The 18546-nt window shown below is 31.6% G+C and carries 18 protein-coding genes; 9 read left to right on the top strand and 9 right to left on the bottom strand.

Annotation, left to right across the window (positions count from 1 at the left end):
- Positions 1-33 precede the first annotated feature (33 nt).
- A complete protein-coding gene (gene nadA / locus HA145_RS03640; protein ID WP_257469982.1) occupies positions 34-1002 on the top strand; it encodes a quinolinate synthase NadA in 969 nt (322 codons plus the stop codon).
- On the opposite strand, the gene HA145_RS03635 is transcribed toward nadA, so the two are convergent.
- The 3 genes from HA145_RS03635 to HA145_RS03625 all read right to left on the bottom strand — a co-directional run bounded on the left by HA145_RS03635 (position 999) and on the right by HA145_RS03625 (position 4151).
- The gene (locus HA145_RS03635; protein WP_209127897.1) at positions 999-2333 is read right to left on the bottom strand and encodes a S41 family peptidase; all 1335 of its coding nucleotides are present in this window, start codon (positions 2331-2333) and stop codon (positions 999-1001) included. The two genes, nadA and HA145_RS03635, sit on opposite strands and share 4 nt — an antisense overlap.
- A gap of 62 nt (positions 2334-2395) precedes the next feature.
- Positions 2396-3613 (bottom strand): (E)-4-hydroxy-3-methylbut-2-enyl-diphosphate synthase, encoded by a 1218-nt coding sequence (ispG, locus tag HA145_RS03630; RefSeq protein ID WP_209127896.1) that lies wholly within the window; start codon positions 3611-3613, stop codon positions 2396-2398.
- 34 nt (positions 3614-3647) lie between these two features.
- Positions 3648-4151 (bottom strand): uracil-DNA glycosylase, encoded by a 504-nt coding sequence (locus HA145_RS03625; protein WP_209127895.1) that lies wholly within the window; start codon positions 4149-4151, stop codon positions 3648-3650.
- A gap of 162 nt (positions 4152-4313) precedes the next feature.
- On the opposite strand from HA145_RS03625, the gene HA145_RS03620 reads away from it, so the two are divergent.
- From HA145_RS03620 to HA145_RS03600, 5 genes are read left to right on the top strand one after another with little or no spacing between them, the layout of a single operon-like run.
- On the top strand, positions 4314-5492 hold the full coding sequence (locus HA145_RS03620; RefSeq protein WP_209127894.1) for a pyridoxal phosphate-dependent aminotransferase: 1179 nt from the start codon (positions 4314-4316) through the stop codon (positions 5490-5492).
- 11 nt (positions 5493-5503) lie between these two features.
- On the top strand, positions 5504-6397 hold the full coding sequence (locus HA145_RS03615) for a putative selenate ABC transporter substrate-binding protein (RefSeq protein WP_209127893.1): 894 nt from the start codon (positions 5504-5506) through the stop codon (positions 6395-6397).
- Positions 6394-7134, top strand: a complete 741-nt coding sequence (locus HA145_RS03610; protein WP_209127892.1) for an ATP-binding cassette domain-containing protein — start codon at positions 6394-6396, stop codon at positions 7132-7134. The genes HA145_RS03615 and HA145_RS03610 overlap by 4 nt, the downstream gene beginning before the upstream one ends.
- Positions 7135-7138: 4 nt before the next feature.
- A complete protein-coding gene (locus tag HA145_RS03605) occupies positions 7139-8641 on the top strand; it encodes a PhnE/PtxC family ABC transporter permease (RefSeq protein WP_245151774.1) in 1503 nt (500 codons plus the stop codon).
- A 48-nt stretch (positions 8642-8689) separates the two neighbouring features.
- A complete protein-coding gene (locus HA145_RS03600) occupies positions 8690-9334 on the top strand; it encodes a GDSL-type esterase/lipase family protein (protein ID WP_209127891.1) in 645 nt (214 codons plus the stop codon).
- 16 nt (positions 9335-9350) lie between these two features.
- Here HA145_RS03600 and HA145_RS03595 read toward each other — a convergent pair whose 3' ends face one another.
- From HA145_RS03595 to HA145_RS03585, 3 genes are read right to left on the bottom strand one after another with little or no spacing between them, the layout of a single operon-like run.
- On the bottom strand, positions 9351-10094 hold the full coding sequence (locus tag HA145_RS03595; protein WP_209127890.1) for a DUF92 domain-containing protein: 744 nt from the start codon (positions 10092-10094) through the stop codon (positions 9351-9353).
- A gap of 6 nt (positions 10095-10100) precedes the next feature.
- On the bottom strand, positions 10101-10874 hold the full coding sequence (locus HA145_RS03590; RefSeq protein WP_209127889.1) for a 16S rRNA (uracil(1498)-N(3))-methyltransferase: 774 nt from the start codon (positions 10872-10874) through the stop codon (positions 10101-10103).
- Positions 10875-10883: 9 nt separating this feature from the next.
- Entirely contained in the window at positions 10884-11327 is a 444-nt protein-coding gene (locus tag HA145_RS03585; protein WP_209127888.1) for a DUF3531 family protein, read from the bottom strand.
- 83 nt (positions 11328-11410) lie between these two features.
- Here HA145_RS03585 and HA145_RS03580 point away from each other — a divergent pair, with 83 nt between their 5' ends.
- Both HA145_RS03580 and hslO read left to right on the top strand, forming a co-directional pair.
- Positions 11411-12058, top strand: a complete 648-nt coding sequence (locus HA145_RS03580) for an ABC transporter ATP-binding protein (RefSeq protein WP_209127887.1) — start codon at positions 11411-11413, stop codon at positions 12056-12058.
- Positions 12048-12950 carry an Hsp33 family molecular chaperone HslO gene (gene hslO / locus HA145_RS03575; RefSeq protein WP_209128302.1) on the top strand — a complete coding sequence of 301 codons (903 nt, stop codon included), beginning with the start codon at positions 12048-12050 and terminating at the stop codon, positions 12948-12950. Before HA145_RS03580 ends, hslO begins: the two co-directional genes overlap by 11 nt.
- Here the strand turns inward: hslO and HA145_RS03570 are convergent, their stop codons facing one another.
- Genes HA145_RS03570 through HA145_RS03560 form a run of 3 tightly spaced genes read right to left on the bottom strand, consistent with a single transcriptional unit; the run spans position 12951 to position 16042 of the window.
- Positions 12951-13625: a CPP1-like family protein gene (locus tag HA145_RS03570; RefSeq protein WP_209127886.1), complete on the bottom strand. Its 675-nt coding sequence runs from the start codon at positions 13623-13625 to the stop codon at positions 12951-12953. It lies immediately after the preceding gene.
- Positions 13626-13677: 52 nt separating this feature from the next.
- Positions 13678-15315, bottom strand: a complete 1638-nt coding sequence (locus HA145_RS03565) for a peptide chain release factor 3 (protein ID WP_209127885.1) — start codon at positions 15313-15315, stop codon at positions 13678-13680.
- Between the two features lie 31 nt (positions 15316-15346).
- Positions 15347-16042 carry a class I SAM-dependent methyltransferase gene (locus tag HA145_RS03560; protein WP_209127884.1) on the bottom strand — a complete coding sequence of 232 codons (696 nt, stop codon included), beginning with the start codon at positions 16040-16042 and terminating at the stop codon, positions 15347-15349.
- Between the two features lie 134 nt (positions 16043-16176).
- Here HA145_RS03560 and nrdJ point away from each other — a divergent pair, with 134 nt between their 5' ends.
- A complete protein-coding gene (gene nrdJ, locus HA145_RS03555; protein WP_209127883.1) occupies positions 16177-18510 on the top strand; it encodes a ribonucleoside-triphosphate reductase, adenosylcobalamin-dependent in 2334 nt (777 codons plus the stop codon).
- Positions 18511-18546: the final 36 nt, after the last annotated feature.

The following is an 18546-nucleotide window of genomic DNA, read 5'->3' as shown; positions in this document are numbered from 1 at the left end:
AGGCATATAATCTATTTAGAGATATTCTAAATCCTGACCAGTATAACTTCTACTGCAAAACAGAAATCAGTTCAAAATGAAGAGGATTTGATTTCTGAAATAAAGGACCGTTGCAAAAAAGCTAATGCAATTATTCTTGCGCACTATTATCAAGCTCCAGAGATTCAGGAAATTGCAGATTTTATTGGCGATTCATTAGATCTATCTAGGAAAGCTGCAAATAATGATGCTGATATAATAATTTTTTGCGGTGTGCACTTTATGGCCGAAACCGCAAAAATACTTAGCCCTAATAAAACAGTCCTATTACCAGATATTGACGCAGGATGCTCATTAGCAGACGATTGTCCCTCAGATAAATTTCAAAAGTTTAGAGAAGAAAATCCAGATCACTATGTCGTAAGTTATATAAATTGTACTGCAGAAGTAAAAGCTCAAAGTGATCTGATATGTACAAGCAGTAATGCAGTCTCATTAATAAAAAAGATCCCTCAAGATAAAAAGATAATATTTGCGCCAGATCAGAACCTTGGGAGATGGGTACAGAAAAATTCTGGAAGAGATCTTAAATTATGGCCTGGCAGCTGCATTGTTCATGAATCATTTAGTGAAGAAGCACTTCTAAAATTAAAATATCAAAATCCAGAATCAAAAGTAATTGCTCATCCTGAATGTAGTCAAAATTTACTAATTCTCTCAGACTTTATTGGATCAACAAGTAAACTGCTTGATTTCGTAAGTAAAGATACATCTAAAACTTACATGGTATTAACTGAACCTGGAATAATCCATCAAATGAAGAAGAAAGAACCTAACAAAATTTTTATTGAAGTCCCAGATATAGAGGGTTGTAAATGTAACGAGTGTCCATATATGAAATTAAATACTTTAGAAAAAATTCTAGATTGTTTGAAAAATAATTCACCATCTATCGAACTTGACCCCGAAATAATAAGAAGAGCCTATGTACCAATAAAGAGAATGCTGGATATGAGTAATTAATTAAATGAAAATACTTTATCTTCCTTATTAATTTTTATGAATGCATTAAGGTTTGTAGTGTTAGGTTTAAATTCACTTATCTGATTATTTCTATTAATTATATTAATTAGCTCTTTTTCACCAGCTCTATATTGCTTGTCTTTTCTAGTTCCGATCTCTCTTTGGAGAATAGGGTTAATATTCATTTTTACTTCTATGTCTGGAATAATTCCAAATTTGTTTATGTCAGTGCCGTTTGGAGTTAAATACTTAGCGACTGTAACAGTTAGGCCTGAACCATCCACTAATGTTCTCATAGATTGAACAAGACCTTTACCAAACGTTTTCTTCCCAACTAATTTTCCTCTTTTATTATCTTTTATTGCACCAGAAACTATTTCACTGGCACTAGCAGAACCCTCATTAACTAAGACAACTAAGGGCTTTTTTGTTAGGGCTTGACCGTTTCCTCTACTTGTATCTTTTAAACCATCTTTACTTACTGTACTTACTATTATTCCTTTGTTAATAAAGTGTCTTGATATATCAATGCTTGATTCTAATAAACCTCCTGGATTACTTCTCAAGTCAAGAACATATCCTGCGACTTTTTTTGTTTCTAAATCCTTAATAGCATCTCTAGTCTCTTTTGATGCATTTGCATTAAATTGTTTAATTCTCACATAGCCAATTAATAAGCCATTTTTGGTTTGATTGACTTTACTTGATACAGATTTTATTTCAATTTTTTCTCTTGATAAAATCTTAAAAAAGGATTTAGAATCTCTCAGAATTTCAAGCTTAACTTTAGTACCTCTTTGTCCTCTTATTAATTTCACGGCCTCATCTATATTCATACCTTCAGTAGAAATATCATCTATAGATAATATTTTATCTCTAGCTTTAATTCCAGCATCAAATGCAGGGGTGCCCTCTATGGGAGAAATAATTATTAAATCATCAGATTCTTTATCTTTTACTATTTGGATACCAACTCCAGTTAATTCACCAGAGGTATCGATTCTCATTTGATTAAATTCCTTAGGTTCTAAAAATCTTGTATATGAATCATCTAAGTTAGAAAGCATATCTCTAATCGCATCATATGCCTCATTGCTGTCTGAATATGTTTTTGATAAAACTTCTTTTCTTACATTAATCCAATTAGACTTTTGAAATTTACCGCTTGAATCAAGAAAATCTCTATATACGATTTGCCAAACGTGATCAATTACTTCTTTATAACTGTTAGTTAAAACTGATGCTTCTGCGTAATTATTTAAAAATAGTCCAGATAAGCTAGTAGCAAAAAGAACTATAAAATTTTTTTTAAACAATTTTCTTATCTTCAAAGAATTTGATATTTTTTATTATAAAAAGAATTTATTTATAATTTCAAAAATTTGACAAATCCTTAAGGATCAATCCACTTTCCATCATCCTTAATTAGTTGGATTAAAGCATCAACCCCATCATTTTCAGGTACTCTTTTTATTTCTTCTTTTCTTCTATATAAAGCAATAGTTCCTTTACCTTTTCCAACATAACCATAATCAGCGTCTGCCATTTCTCCTGGCCCATTAACAATACATCCCATTATTGCTATGTCTAGACCCGTAAGATGTGAAGTAGCGTTCCTAACTTTGTCTACAACTTCTTCTAAATTGAAAAGTGTTCTCCCACAACTAGGGCAACTAATATATTCAACCATCGTTTTTCTAAGGCCTAAAGATTGCAAAATTGAATAGCACACGGGTATTTCCTTTTCCGGAGCTTCTGTTAAAGAAACCCTAATAGTATCTCCTAATCCCTCTGCTAAAAGGGTTCCAATTCCAGCAGTACTTTTAATCCTTCCATAATCACCATCTCCAGCTTCAGTCACTCCTAAATGTAAGGGATAGTTATATCCTTCAGAGTCAAGCCTATCTGCGATCATTCTGTAAGCCGCCATCATGACTGGAGCCCTAGAAGCTTTCATAGAGATAATTATGTTATGAAAATCAAGTTCATCACAAATTTTGACGAACTCCATCGCAGATTCAGTCATTCCTAATGGCGTATCTCCATAAGTAAAAAGCATCCTCTCAGATAGAGACCCATGATTAACTCCAATCCTAAGAGCTTTATTTTCAGACTTTAAAACTTCAACTAAAGGGGTAAACCTTTTAAGTATTGTTTCTTTAATAGTTTCAAATTCCTCATCTGTATATTCAGTTCTTGTAGGGTCTGATTTTTCAAACACAAACAATCCGGGATTAATTCTTACTTTATCAACATGTTTTGCAACCTCCATTGCAATTTTCATACCATTATGGTGAACATCAGCTACCAAGGGGGTGTTGATATTATTTTCTAATAGTTTTGCTTTAATATCTCCTACTGCTTTTGCGTGCGCTAAGGAAGGGACAGTTAATCTTACTATTTCACAACCTACATCATGAAGTCTTTTGATAGCCAAGTAAGCATTTTCGACATCCATAGTATCTTCATTTATCATCGATTGAACTCTTACTGGATAATCACTTCCAATAGCTACGTCACCAACCATTACTGTTCTAGTTATCCTTCTCTCAATATGAGTTGAATACCTTTTGGAGAGACTATTAACCTCTTTTGATTGAGTTAATGACATTAAAATTCTTGATATTCAAAAAGGATTCACTAAATTATACGGCATATAGTTTACCACTTACATTCTTTAGGTCTTTCAAAGTTAGATGATAAGGTTTATTTATTTCTCTTGAAGGAAATCTCAACAAATAAGATGGATGAAAAATTACCATAATTTCTCTGCCATCTTTTTTAATCCATTGACCTCTTAAATTACTTATAGGATCTTTAACTTCTAAAATAGCTCTCATAGCAGTCGAACCAGTAAGCAAAATAAATTTTGGATCAACTAGCTTTATTTGCTGTAACAACCAAGGTTTGTGAATATTAATTTCTCTAGCAGTGGGTTTTCTATTATTTGGTGGACGACATTTAATCACATTGCAAAAATAAACATCCTCCTTATAATCAATCCCAGCTTTTATCAATAATTCGTTTAATAACTTGCCAGATTTACCTACATATGGTTTTCCTTCTAAGTCTTCCTGCGCTCCAGGTGCCTCACCAATTATTAACAAATCTGCGAATACGCTTCCTCTCCCAATAACTAACCTTTTCACCGAAAATAAAACTTTAAATATTTTTTATCTTAAGAACTCAAAACATGAAAATAAAATAGATTAAGAAAATGAACTAAATTAAACCATTATGTGATACTTTTACTTATTGTTAATTTATGCATTTGTCATTATTAAAAGTCATATTTGAAAAGTTATAAGTCAATGAGTCAAGTTAATTTATCGGAAAGGGCACTTTCAATTGAGCCTTCTCTTACATTGCAGATAAGTGCCAAAGCAAATCAATTATCTAAAGAAGGAGTAGATATTTGCAATTTAAGTGCAGGAGAACCTGACTTTAATGCTCCAAAAGAAGTTATAGAGGCTACAAGTAAAGCTATATTTGATGGATTTACAAAGTACGGGCCCGCAGCAGGCAATTTAGATCTCCGAAAAGCAATTGCAAATAAATTTCAAGTTCAAAACAATTTAAATTATGAATTTGAAAATGTAATGGTCACAAATGGTGCTAAGCAAGCAATATATAATCTTTTCCAAGTTTTGTTAAATACTGGAGACGAAGTTATTATTCCTTCTCCATACTGGTTAAGTTATCCCCAGATGGTTAGATTGGCGGGTGGAAAGCCAATTTTTACAAACTCTTCGGCAGAAGATGGATTTAAAATTAATATAAAAGATTTGAAGTCTAAAATCTCTTCAAAAACTAAATTTATAATTATCAATTCTCCTAATAACCCTACTGGAAGAGTTATGTCAAAGGAAGAATTATTACAAATTGCCGATTTAGTCAGAGAAAATCCAAATATCAATATTCTTTCTGATGAGATTTACGAACTAATCCTTAAAAAAGAATTTAACCATTACAGCTTATCTTCATTAGCAAATGACTTAAAAGATAGGATTTTTATAATAAATGGATTTGCTAAAGGATGGGCCATGACTGGCTGGAGGATAGGTTATTTAGTAGGTCCCAAAGATGTAATCAAAGCATCCTCAGCATTACAAAGTCAAAGTACAAGTAATGTTTGCTCTTTTGTTCAAAAAGGTGCTTTGGAGGCTTTAAAAATTAATAATGAATTTTTCTCAATGATAAATAGCCATTATGATCAAAGAAGAAGTCTTCTCTATGAAGGCCTTAAGAATATAAATGGTATTTATATTAAAGAACCTAATGGAGCATTTTACGCATTTCCAAGATTACCTAACTCCTCAATTACTTCTGTTGATTTCTGCAATAAAGCTCTTCAAGATTACGGATTAGTTGTTGTACCAGGAAAAGCTTTTGGGGCTGATGAATGTATAAGAATGTCTTGTGCCGCTTCAGAAATTAAAATAAAAGATGGATTAGAAAGGATTGAAAAAGCTATATCCGAATATTACTAATTTAAAATATTATGTTTAATTTAAAAAATTTCCTAATAAGTTCCTCTGTATTATTTTCAATTTTTTCATCACCTGTATTGTCAAATCCCAAAGTTTTAAAAGTTGGAGCGATACCTGATCAAAATCAAGATGTTTTAGACAAAAGATTTAATTTATTTTCAAAAGAATTATCCAAACAACTTGATGTAGAAGTTAAATACATTCCTGTTATTAATTATGTTGCAGCAGTAACTGGATTTAGAACTAAAGATTTAGATTTAGTTTGGTTTGGCGGTCTATCAGGAGTGCAGGCAAGATTACAAACTCCTAATTCAATTGTTGTAGCTCAAAGAGATATCGATAAGGAATTTCAAAGTGTTTTTATAGTAAATAAAAATTTAGAACTTAACTCAATTTCAAACATTAAAGGACTTAAAAAACTAAAGAATTTAAGATTTACTTTTGGCTCTGAAAACTCAACATCTGGAAGATTAATGCCAGAATATTTTTTAAATCGAGCAGGGGTACAAATTAAACACTTTAAAGGGAAAAAAGCAGGTTTTAGTGGGAGCCATGATGCCACTATAGCTTTAGTTAATGCTGGAGCATTTGATGCTGGAGCTTTAAATAAACAAGTTTGGGAAAAAAATCTTAAAAATAATCCCAAAAGAACAAGTAATTTAGAATTATTCTGGATCACCCCAGAATATGTAGACTATCATTGGGTAGCTCAAGGGGATCTTGAGAATAGATACGGGGAAGGGTTTACAAAAAAACTTAAATCAGTAATTCTAAATTTAGATATAAATCAAAAATCGCATAAACAGATATTGGATATGTTCAATACAAAAAGATTTATAAATGCAGAAGCAAAACAGTATAAAAATATAGAGGACATAGGGAGGAAATTAAATAAAATCAGATGAATAATACTCTCTTAGAATTAAAAAATATATCTTATAAATACAAAAATAATCTAATCCTAAATAAAGTAAATTTAAAAATAAATTCAGGGGAGAAAATTGCACTTTTAGGTAAAAGCGGTTCAGGAAAATCTACTCTTATATCAGTGCTAAATGGCACTATCAAGCCAACTCAAGGTAGGGTTAAATTATTCAATAAAAGTTTCGATGAATTAGATAGAAAGCAGAAACGCAAGATAACAACTATTTGGCAAGATTTAAGATTAATAGAAGATCTCTCAGCAGAACAAAATGTTAATTGTGGACTACTCGCGGAAAAAAATTTTTATTTCGCTTTAAAAAATTTGCTAAATATAAGTTCTTTTAAACAGGCGCATAAATATATGCAATTATGTAGACTTCATAGCTCTATTTACGACAAAAAGATCAGAAAACTATCTGGGGGGCAAAAACAAAGGGTGGCTATAGCTAGGTCATTAATTCAAGGATCGGATATATTACTTGCAGATGAGCCTTTTAATAATTTAGATCCTAAATTGATAACAACAATTAAAAACCTGCTGCTAGAAAATGTAGATAAAAATAATACAAAAAAATCCCCAAAGGCAACATTAGTTGCATTACATAGATTAGATTTGCTGAAAGATTTCGATAAAGTTATTGGAATAAGGGATGGTAAAATTTTTTTCAATATTAAAAGAAATTATTTAAAGAAGCTTCATTTGGATAAAATATATTAATTAGTTGAATAAATTAAAATTAAACCATACCTCATTATCTTTCCTTCCAATTTTGGTTTGCATACCTCTAGGGTATCAATTAATAACCAATATTCATTTTGGAGGATTAAAATTATTCCAAGAATTTTTAATTTCTGCATTTAATCCCAAGCTCGATAATGAAATTATTGTTACCGTAATTAATCGATTAAATGAAACTATCTGCATTGGTTTTTTTAGTTGGTTAGTAAGTATTATTTTTGGGGCAATTTTTGGAATATTATCCTCAAATATTTTTTATAAAATTTTTAATATTCCAAATTTTTTCTATAAGACAATAAGGTTTTTTCTAACAATAATTAGATCTATACATGAAGTAGTTTGGGGAATACTATTAATGCAAATATATGGAATAAATTTTTCAATAGGAATAATAGCTATATGTATTCCTTATATTGCTGTAAATTCAAAAGTTTTTGCTGAACAATTAGAAACTATTGACTACAAAAGTTTTGAATCTATAAATCGAATAAATGCTCCTAAACTTTCTACTTTATTTACCTTAATATGGAATCCAATAATAAATACATTTAAAAACTTTGGTTTATATCGATTAGAGTGTTCAATAAGAAGTACTGTAATTTTAGGAATTTTTGGGATTGGAGGAATAGGTACTAGTATTTTTTTATCTTTCCAAACTTTGAATTTTAGAGAGTTATGGACTTATTTATGGTCCTTAGCAATTTTGATAATTCTTTCTGGATTAATATTCAAAAAGATTAAATTTAATAATACAAATAAAATAATATCTATTTTTTTTATTGCAGTTTTTTTTATAACAATTTTATTTTCTTTTTCATATTTTCTTTATTTTATTTTTAATAATAATTTTGAAGGTTTTAATTCTGTTAGTTCTCTATTTAAATCAAGTTCAAAATTAGGATCATTTGATTTCTTAAAAATTATTTTGGAAACAATAATTTTAAGTCTTTTATCAACTGGAATCGCTATTAGTTTACCTCCATTATTAATAGGGATTTTTAACAACAATACTTCTAAAATTTTTATAAAAATTTTTGCATTTTTATTACGTTTAATACCAACACCTTTAATACTTCTAATTCTATTAACTTTTAACAATCCTTCTTTATCTTTAGCAGCTTTAACACTAGGTCTTCATAACGCTAGCATTACAAGCAAATTACTTTTTACAAATCTAGATAGACAAGACAAGAGAAATTATATCGCAATGACATCTTTAGGAATCTCAAAAAAGACTAGTTGGCTTTTAGGTTTATTTTCTCAACAAGCAAAAAGTTATTTAGCATATTGCGCCTATAGATCTGACATAATTATTAGAGAAACTGCAATTGTTGGGGTTATTGGTAGTGTTGGTCTAGGTTGGCAATTGCAAGAATCACTTAGTTCCTTCGCATGGCAAGAAGTTATGTTAGTTTTGATAGCTTATAGCTCCATCGCAATAGTTGGCGAATTAATAAATGTTAAAATCAAAAATAGTTTAACTTGATTTGTAAGAATAATTTTTTGAATCAAGTAGTTATTTTTTCCGGTTATAGTGATTAGTTTACCAAAACAGCTAGTTGTAATTGGAGATAGCTCAGTTTATGGATGGGGAGATAATGAAGGTGGCGGTTGGTGTGAGAGGCTTAGAAAAGATTGGTGCAATAACAAAAATGGGCCAGTAATTTATCAACTTGGAGTAAGGGGAGATGGTATAGAAAAAGTTTCATCTAGATGGGAAAAAGAATGGTCTTCTAGAGGAGAAACAAGAAGAAATAAACCTAAAGCAATCCTGCTAAATGTTGGTCTTAACGACACTGCAGCAATTGGTCAGAAAAACGGAAGACATCAATTAGATATAGATGGATTTGAATATGGATTAGAGAGACTAATTAATGAAATGGACTCTCAAACAAATGTCTTTGTTATTGGTCTGACACCAGTTGACGAAAGCAAAATGCCGTTCGCAGGATGTTTATGGTATTCAAATGATTTTTGTAATTCTTATGAAAGGAGAATGGAAGAAGTATGCCTCAATCAGAATGTCCCATTTCTTCCTACTTTTAGAGAAATGTACTCTGATAAAAGGAGTAAAAATTGGATTACGCATGATGGAATTCATCTGAATTCCGAAGGTCATTTCTGGATTTACCAAAGACTTAAGAGCTGGGAGATTCTTACAAAATGGAAGGAATCCTAAATCTTTTCAAATATTTTTAATTTAAAAAATATGAGTAAAAGATCATGGAAAAGATTGCAAAAACAGACGCAATACTTGTCTGAATAGCATTTACCATTTCATTACTTAATTTATATTTATTTTGAAATCTAGCACCAATAATACTTTCGGAGAGTGTTGCCAAAAATCCCGAGACTGCAACAATTACGAAGTGGATTTTTGTAGAAATAAGTGATAAACGAAGCATTATAAAAGCCATAAATATTGATCCCAAGACACTAGCTAATGTTCCTTCTAAACTTATTCCTCCTTCAGTTCCACTCTCAACCTTTTTAAGTGAAGTAATTAAATATGTATCCTTCCCAAACCTTTTTCCAATTTCGCTACCAAAAGTATCCGCCAACTTTGCAGCAAAACTTGCAGCAAATCCTATTTTTAAAATCACTACGTTGGCATCATTAAATTTTGTCATAATAGCAAGAAATAATCCTGTAGCTGCAGAGCCCCATACATTTTCAGGACCTCTTCTCCCATCTCTTTTTTCGGCTATTCCTTGTTCTTTTTTAAATTTAAAACCAATTTTGGTAACGAGAGATCCAAATAATAAATAAATTACAACTGACATCCATCCCTGCCAAGACAAACATCCCCACAAAATTGTTCCTAAAATACCTGCACTTATCCAACCACCTTTTGTCATCAAAGGAACCTTGCAAAATATATAAATCAAAATAAAGTTTATACAAAAACCTATAAAAAATTGATTTCTAATTAAATCCATATTTATTTAATTCCTTAATTTCAAATCAATTCTCCACTGATTTAGAATTGATGATGCATTAATACTAGCTGTAGAAGTTCTCAATATAGTGTCAGAGAGTTTAACAAAGGTAGTATTATTTTTATTGAAAAAATCAACTTCTTTAGAGGACCAACCTCCTTCAGGGCCAATTACATTCCAGAAAATACCCCCTTTTTTATTAACGAAATCTTGGTGTTTTCTTAACCATTGATTTAAGTCATAATGTGTATTTTCTCTAGTAATAGAAATTGAAACTCTTTCTTGATTATCTCTACTTTTTAGCCATTCAATAATATCCATACTATTAAAAATAGATGGTTTCCATAATCTCTCACTTTGTTCAACTGCTTCTTTGATAATCGAGTTCCATCTCAATATTTTTCTCGAAAAGTTTAAATTTTTGTTTACCTGTCTTTCTGAAAATAATGGTTGTATAAAATCAATTCCTATCTCAGTACACATTTTCAAAATATCATCAAAACCACTTTTAGGTATAACAACCGCTATCCCTAATAAGTAAATTTCTTTTTCTTGAAATAAGTGAGGGTTTTTTAATTGACTTATTTCTAAAAAATCATTTTTAACTTTTATTGCTTTCCATAATGAACCCATTCCGTTAGCTATAAATATTTCTTTCCCATTTTTTATCCTCATCACTTTATTAATATAATGCGCCTCTTCATTAGTTAGTTCTAAATAATTGTTCTTTATATTTTCAATTCTTTCATGGGAAATAATTAATCTTGTTAAGTCTTCCATCTAAAATACTTAATCTTTGAAAACTAAATCTTCATGTTCTTCAATAACCCAATCATCATTTTCACCACCAATAATTAACTCTTCAATTTTTACATAATTATTTGATATCTCATTCAAAGAATTAATTAAGATATCTATTGAAAGGGAGTCTGAAGTCCCAAAATCAACCCAACATCTACCCCACAGGTTTTGATATTCCATGATTCCTAAATTATGCATTAAGGCTGGAAGAGATGCGTTTTTTTGTTCATTATCATAGGACATCCAACTGAGATCAGAACCCTCTTCATGAGTTTGCAAATTTTCAGAATTAAATCCCCCTAACCTGCCCAAAACGTACCAACTATCAAAAACACCATCTAAATAATTTTTTTCATCTTTAGTTGGTGATTCTGAAAACCTTATCCATATCCAACAATTAAAAGGATCAACTTCTCTAAAAATAATATTCATATTGACTAATAGCTTTTTAGATATATAGCTATTATAAGTAAGTTATTACTAGTTTAAAATTCATACTTATAACTTAATTAATAATGCTTGATTTAAAAGAAATATCTTATCAACCTCAAACTGGTGAAAGAAAAATAATAGAAAATCTTAATTTAAAAGTTCATGAAAATGAAATTATCTTAATTTGCGGCAATAGTGGTTCTGGGAAAACTACACTTCTCGAAATAATAAGCGGATTAACAAATCCACAAAAAGGAAAAATTACTTGGAAGAATAAACTTTTATCTTCTAGGCAAAGGAGATGGTTTTGTGGAGTAGTATTCCAATTCCCTGAAAGATACTTTATAGGTACAACTATTGGGAAAGAATTAAAAATAGGCCATAAATCTTTAAGAGAAAAAAATATAGAAATAGTTTTAAATAAGGTTGGTTTAAATAAAATTAATCTGACCCAACCACCAGAACAACTAAGTGGAGGACAACAAAGAAGGTTAGCTGTAGCAGTTCAGCTACTTAGAAACCCATCAATTCTTTTACTTGATGAACCAACTGCTGGTTTAGACTATTCAATGAGAAATGATGTTAAGAATTTAATCATTGATCTAAAAAATAAAAATACAATTATTATTGTTACTCATGAACCTGCCTTATTTGAGGGCATTCCGTCTAGGATATTAATTCTGGAAAAAGGAAAAATCAAAAATCTTATGAAAAAAAATGATGAGGGATAGGATAGTACGAGCTACTGCCGCAAATGGAGGAATAAGATTAGTTGCGGTCTTAACAACAGAGTCTTCCCTAGAAGCCAAAAAGAGACACGGCTTATCTTATTTAACCACCTGTATCTTAGGGAGAGCATTTAGTGCTTCACTGCTTTTAGCCAGTTCAATGAAGATAATGCATGGGAGAGTAACTTTAAGAGTTAGATCTGACGGACCTTTAAAGGGATTGCTGGTTGATGCAGGAAGAGACGGCAAAGTTAGAGGTTATGTAGGGAATCCCGATTTAGAATTAGATCTAGTCAAAATAGACAATAATAAATATTCTTTTGATTTCACAAAAGCATTAGGTACTGGATATTTAAATGTTATTAGAGATAGTGGAATTGGAGAGCCCTTTACAAGTACAGTTGAATTAGTAAATGGGAATATTGCAGAAGACTTAGCTTCATATTTATATCATTCAGAACAAACCCCTTCTGCTGTATTCATTGGAGAAAAAATTCAAAATCAAGGTGTTATTTGTAGTGGTGGCTTATTAGCTCAAGTCTTACCTAAAAAAGATACTGATCCTTTACTAGTCTCACTACTTGAAGAAAGATGCAAAGAAATTAATTCTTTTAGCGAAGACCTGTTTCAGTCAAAAGATAATCTTCTTTCGTTAATAAGGAATATTTTCCCCGATATTGACGATAAATCAATCTCTGAAAAAGCTCGTTCCCAAGAAGTTAGTTTTAAATGCAAGTGTTCTAAACAAAGAAGTTTAAATGCAATGAAGATGCTTGATAAGAGCGAGTTGGAGGACATCCTTAAGAAAGATGGCAAAGCAGAATTAGTTTGTGAATTCTGTAAGAATAAATATCTTATAAATTATGAAGAAATTAAATCGATGATAGAAAATTAATCATAAGAAAATTACGCCCAGCCATAAAATAACCATGGCTGGAATACTTTGAATTTTTTGTATTGATAAAGAATTGTTTGATACTTCCTGAATAAAAGAATTAGTCTCAAGTAATCCACCAAATATTAACCCTATTGAAAGAAAGGTGACACTCCATCCTAAAGAACCTATAAATCTTTTCCCCGATTTAATTTGAGTATAGGTAAGTATTAATGTGGAGATAGAAAGTAAAAGTCTATTATTTGAGTCTGGACTAATAAGTAACAAAACTAAAAACAATAGCCCAACTGATATTTTTATTGGAAGATTATCAAATGATGGGGTCGTTATTTTTGGCAGACTATACTGACTTGAATTATTAGAGTTATTATTTAAATTTTTTATCTTTGATAGCAGTGGAAAATTATTATTGGTAAATTGGTTAATTTGTTTTTCTTTTTTTGAAGCACTCACAGCTTCATAGCTTACATTTCCTGATTGCCTAGATTTCAAACTCCCCATCAGTAACTGATCAAAAGAAGATTCTATTTTAGCTTTCAAAATTAAATCTTCACCAGCCTCTTTAACCTTAAGGTCTCTGGCTCTCTGAATTTCCTCAAAAGCAGCACCTTCTTCTATACCTAAAATTTCATAAGGTGATTTTTCACTATTGTTTTTACTACTGTTTGAATCCAAAATTTTTTTCCCAATAATAACAGATTAACCAATTTTATAATCCATTAAGACTTTATAAAACAATTGGTTCGACTCCACTAACAACAGGAGCAACTTTGTTTAAAGTTAATTGATTATTATCTTCAACAAATTGATTTAGATTCCACTCATTTTTAAAAAGAATAACTGGCCTATTCCAACAATCTTTAACTATTTTACAATTGAATATTCTCCCTAGTTTTTCAATGGCTGGCCACCCATCAGAAATCCATCTAGCCAATTGATATGGCATTGATTCAAGTTTTGCATCTACACCATATTCACTTTTTAATCTGTGAGTTACCACCTCCAACTGCAATTGACCAACAGCTGCGAGTATAGGATCTCTTTTACTTTCATCAAAGTCATAAAGAATCTGGACAGCGCCTTCTTCCCGAAGTTCATTAACACCCTTTCTAAAGTTTTTAAATGCTGAAGGATTTGGATTTCTTAGCCAGCTGAATATTTCAGGACTAAAGGATGGTATGCCCTCATATTCCAGATGAGCACCAGTATAAAGAGTATCTCCAATAGAAAACATACCTGGATTATTCAAGCCAATAACATCTCCAGGATAGGCATCATCCACTACTTCTCTATCTTGCCCAAATATTTTTTGTGGTCTTGATAATCTGATTGTTTTCCCAGTTCTGGAATGTTTAACTGACATATCCTTTTCAAATTTGCCACTACAAACTCTTATAAAAGCAACCCTATCTCGGTGCTTTGGATCCATATTTGCCTGTAGCTTAAAAACAAACCCACTAAATTCATCGCTTGCAGGTTCAATATCCCCTTTATTACTATTTCTTGAAGTTGGTTTTTGTGCCATGTTTAAAAAACTATCTAAAAATGGTCTTACGCCAAAATTAGTCATGGCAGATCCAAAGAAAACTGGGGTTAAAGAACCATTAAAAACTTTGTCTTTTTCAAATTTCGATCCTGCCTCATCAAGAACCTCCAATTCTTCAAGTGAGTTTTCAAGTAAATCTCTTTCTACATATTTTAATAGCTCTTTATCTTCAAGACTTAATCTTTTCTCATTCGATTGTTTTCCTCTCACGGCTTTATCAAATAAAATGACCTCTCTCGAAAATCTATCAATAACCCCTCTAAATTGTTCGCCACTTCCAATTGGCCAATTAATAGGTAAAGTATTTAATCCAAGTTCTGATTCAATTTCATCAAGTAAAGAAAATGGCTCCCTTCCTGGTCTATCCATTTTATTTATGAAAGTAAATATTGGTATTTTCCGCATCTTGCAAACTTCAAACAGTTTTCTAGTTTGAGGTTCTAGTCCTTTAGCAGCATCTTCCAGCATAACTGCATTATCAGCAGCAGCTAATGTTCTATAAGTATCTTCAGAGAAATCTTGGTGTCCTGGTGTATCTAGTAAATTGATTACTGATCTTTCATATTCAAATTGCAATACAGTTGATGTAATAGAAATACCTCTTTGTTTCTCAAGGTCCATCCAGTCTGATGTAGCTTTTCTCTGGTTACCCCTAGCTTTTACTGCACCTGCCTGTTGAATGGCACCCCCATACAAAAGAAGCTTTTCAGTAAGAGTGGTTTTCCCAGCATCTGGATGTGAAATAATAGCAAAATTTCTTCTTTTATTTACTGCATCCAGTATGTCTTTATTATTAAGAATTTTGGTACCTAAGCTCATTTAAATAATATAAGGGCCTTTCACTTAGTTCTTAAACATTACCATAGACTATTAAATAATTATCACCGTCTTCAAACACATCTAAAGAGGATAGATTATTCTTTAAAGTGAAATATTTTAACTCTTTGAAAGTATAAGAAGCCTTTAAAGATGCATAATAATCATTGGTTAAAATATCATTATATTTTGTTGAACATTGTGCTTTGAGTTCTAAAGCATACTTTTCATCTAATGGTCTTTTCAAGTCCTTGTGAAAATTTACAGTGATATTACTAGACAAACTTCTTATGGTGTTGAAGAAATCTTCAAGATTGCTAATGTGATGAATCAAACTGTTGCTTACAAGTAAACTAATTCTTTTTTTAAGTAAAGAATTATTTGATTCAATGTCTTTGATGTCAGAACAAATGTAGCTTAAATTTTTTAATTTTTCTTGATTAGTAGAAATACTTTTATTATATTCTGCTCTCAAAATCATTTCTTTAGAACCATCTATTCCAACTACTTCAGTATTAGGCCATTTTATTGCTAACTTCTCAGACATATTTCCTGGGCCGCATCCCAAATCAACTATTAAATCTTTTTCACCTAAAGAAATATTTTTTCTAAAAAGATAATAATTTATTTGATTAATTAGATTAATTTCCCCTTCTGAAAAATCAGCTTCGTCATAAGAAATGACCTGCTCTTTCTTTACCATTAATTCAGGTTCAGGGATTCTTTCCATATCCTTTCTTAAACAAAGATTTCATATTAAACATAATTTTACACAAACCGTTAAATAGTGGTAAGAATGGTTGCAGACGCCACAGGTAGAGTTATTCTTCCAGTACGGGTTATTTACATACATTTTTTTTTATCGTGACTGTTGCACCAAATAAAGCTTCTTCTGAGAGCAATTCGAATAATCTTAAAAAAGATGATTTTCCAAAGACTGCGCCAGCTGCTTATCCTGTTTTTTTCAGATCTTACAGCAGAAAAACTTCATCTGGCAAAAGGGAGAACTGGAGCGAAGTTGGCGAAAGGAATTTATCGGGATTAAAAGAACTAGGAAAACTTTCCGAGGAAGAGTTGATCCTAATGAGAGAGATGCAAAGTAACCAAAAAGCTCAACCTTCAGGGAGATGGTTATGGATAGGCGGAACCCCTTGGATTAATAAGAACCCAAATTTTTCAGGAGCATACAACTGTACATCAACGAACTTAATTGATTGGGAAGCCTTCGCATTAATGATGGACTTAGCAATGATGGGATGTGGAACAGGTGCAATAATTGAACCTCATTTTATAAACAAACTTCCTACAGTTTTAAACAAAATAAATATTAAATCAGTCAGTGAAGTTGGAATAACTCCTAAAGATCAAAGAGAAGAAAAGTCATCATTAGAAATCAAAGGAAAAGATCTTCACATCAAAGTTGGAGATAGCAGAAGAGGCTGGGTAGATAGTTACAAATATCTTCTTGAGGCATCAAGTAATGAAAATCTTGAAAGAGAAATTGATGTTTATATAAATTTGGAAGATATTAGACCTGCTGGAGAATCATTAAAAGGTTTTGGTGGGATGGCAAATCCTATTAAATTGAAAGATCTCTACTCTAGAGTCGCATCACTTCTTGGAAAGGCAATAGGCAGGAAATTAAGTACAGTAGAATGTTGTTTACTAATTGATGAAGCTGCAGTAACTATAGTTGCTGGGAATATAAGAAGAAGTGCTGGAATGAGGCAATTTGCCTCAAATGATAAGGAGGCGGCATCTGCAAAAGAAAATCTATGGAGTCAAGATGCAAATGGTAATTGGAGAATAGATCCTGAAAAAGATGCCCTCAGGATGGCTAATCATACCAGGGTTTACCATACAAAACCCACATACCAAACTATTTTGGATGCCGTAACCAAACAATTCCATTCAGGTGAGGGGGCTATTCAATTTGCTCCAGAAGCAATCGCAAGATCAAATGCAGATATCCTCAAGGACGATGAATTAAGAAAGGAATTTATTGAAATCTACTCAGAACAAGGTAAGGATGAAGCGAGAAATTGGATAAATAGTAGTTATGGCCCATTTTCTGAAGAAGAGCTCGATCACAGGATGAGCAGATATGGACTTAACCCCTGCGGGGAGATATTGGGAAATGATTTTCACTGCAATTTAGCTGAAGTTCATTTAAATCAGATTGATCCCGGAAATTTTGAAGAGCAAAAAAAGGCTTTCAAAGCTGCAGCTCTTTCTGTAGCATGCTTACTCAATCATGAATTTGAAGTCGAGCGTTACAGGAAAAGTAGAGAATATGATCCTATCGTAGGGGTAAGTTTCACTGGATTGTTTGATTTCTGCGTCCACGCATTTGGGACACCATGGTTGAAGTGGTGGGAAGCAGGAAGGCCAAATAGTGAAGAAGGGAAGGCATTCAAAGAAAAGGAAGCTGAATTCTTAGATTCGTGGAGAAAAATAGTAAAAGAAACTGTATGGGAATATTGTGATAAGCATAATCTAAGGAGACCAAATAGATGCACAACAGTTCAGCCAGCTGGGACTAAAAGTCTTCTTACTGGAGCAGCTCCAGGATGGCATCCTCCAAAAGCTCAAAGATTCATAAGAAGAATAACTTTCAGGAAAAATGATCCAATCGCATTAGCTTGCATGGATTATGGTTACTCAGTTGTCCCATCTCAATCTGATAAGGATGAAAATGGCTGTTTGCTTGATAATCCATTTGATCCAAGATGTACAGAATGGTTAGTTGAAATCCCTACAGAAGTTAGTTGGGCAAATATAGAAGGCGCAGACCAAATAGATATCAATAATTTCTCAGCATTAGCTCAATTTGATTTTTACATGCAAGTGCAAAAATTTTACACAGAGCATAATACCTCTGCAACCGTAGAATTTAGAGAAAATGAAATCGAGGATTTAGCTAAGGCTATTCATAATGCGATAGAAAATAATGAGGGATATATTTCAGCAGCATTGTTAGCTCGATTTAGTGCAAACGCTACTTTCCCTAGATTACCCTTTGAACCAATAAGTAAAGAGGAATATATATCATTGCAAAATAAAGTAATAGAAAGGAAAGTTAATAATGATTTCTTTGACGCTCTAAATAAATATGATGTTGGAGAACTATCTGAAGCAGGACCAGCAGGTTGTGATTCAGATAAGTGTCTACTTCCTCTGGCTAAACCAAAAGATTAAATTTTGAATTATATGTAAATAAAAAATATAAATTAG

The organism is Prochlorococcus marinus XMU1411, assembly GCF_017696075.1.
GTDB classification, from domain to species: domain Bacteria; phylum Cyanobacteriota; class Cyanobacteriia; order PCC-6307; family Cyanobiaceae; genus Prochlorococcus_A; species Prochlorococcus_A marinus_V.
The sequence above is the reverse complement of the archived record's forward strand: the minus strand, read 5'-3'. Positions and strand labels throughout refer to the sequence as shown.

Bases quoted from the DNA above. Each gene is read 5' to 3' on its own strand.
- HA145_RS03620 (WP_209127894.1), top strand. From the start codon at position 4,314: ATGAGTCAAGTTAATTTATCGGAAAGGGCACTTTCAATTGAGCCTTCT.
- hslO (WP_209128302.1), top strand. From the start codon at position 12,048: ATGAGGGATAGGATAGTACGAGCTACTGCCGCAAATGGAGGAATAAGA.
- HA145_RS03565 (WP_209127885.1), bottom strand. From the start codon at position 15,315: ATGAGCTTAGGTACCAAAATTCTTAATAATAAAGACATACTGGATGCA.
- HA145_RS03595 (WP_209127890.1), bottom strand. From the start codon at position 10,094: ATGGATTTAATTAGAAATCAATTTTTTATAGGTTTTTGTATAAACTTT.
- HA145_RS03585 (WP_209127888.1), bottom strand. From the start codon at position 11,327: ATGAATATTATTTTTAGAGAAGTTGATCCTTTTAATTGTTGGATATGG.
- HA145_RS03560 (WP_209127884.1), bottom strand. From the start codon at position 16,042: ATGGAAAGAATCCCTGAACCTGAATTAATGGTAAAGAAAGAGCAGGTC.
- ispG (WP_209127896.1), bottom strand. From the start codon at position 3,613: ATGTCATTAACTCAATCAAAAGAGGTTAATAGTCTCTCCAAAAGGTAT.
- HA145_RS03580 (WP_209127887.1), top strand. From the start codon at position 11,411: ATGCTTGATTTAAAAGAAATATCTTATCAACCTCAAACTGGTGAAAGA.
- HA145_RS03615 (WP_209127893.1), top strand. From the start codon at position 5,504: ATGTTTAATTTAAAAAATTTCCTAATAAGTTCCTCTGTATTATTTTCA.
- HA145_RS03610 (WP_209127892.1), top strand. From the start codon at position 6,394: ATGAATAATACTCTCTTAGAATTAAAAAATATATCTTATAAATACAAA.
- HA145_RS03590 (WP_209127889.1), bottom strand. From the start codon at position 10,874: ATGGAAGACTTAACAAGATTAATTATTTCCCATGAAAGAATTGAAAAT.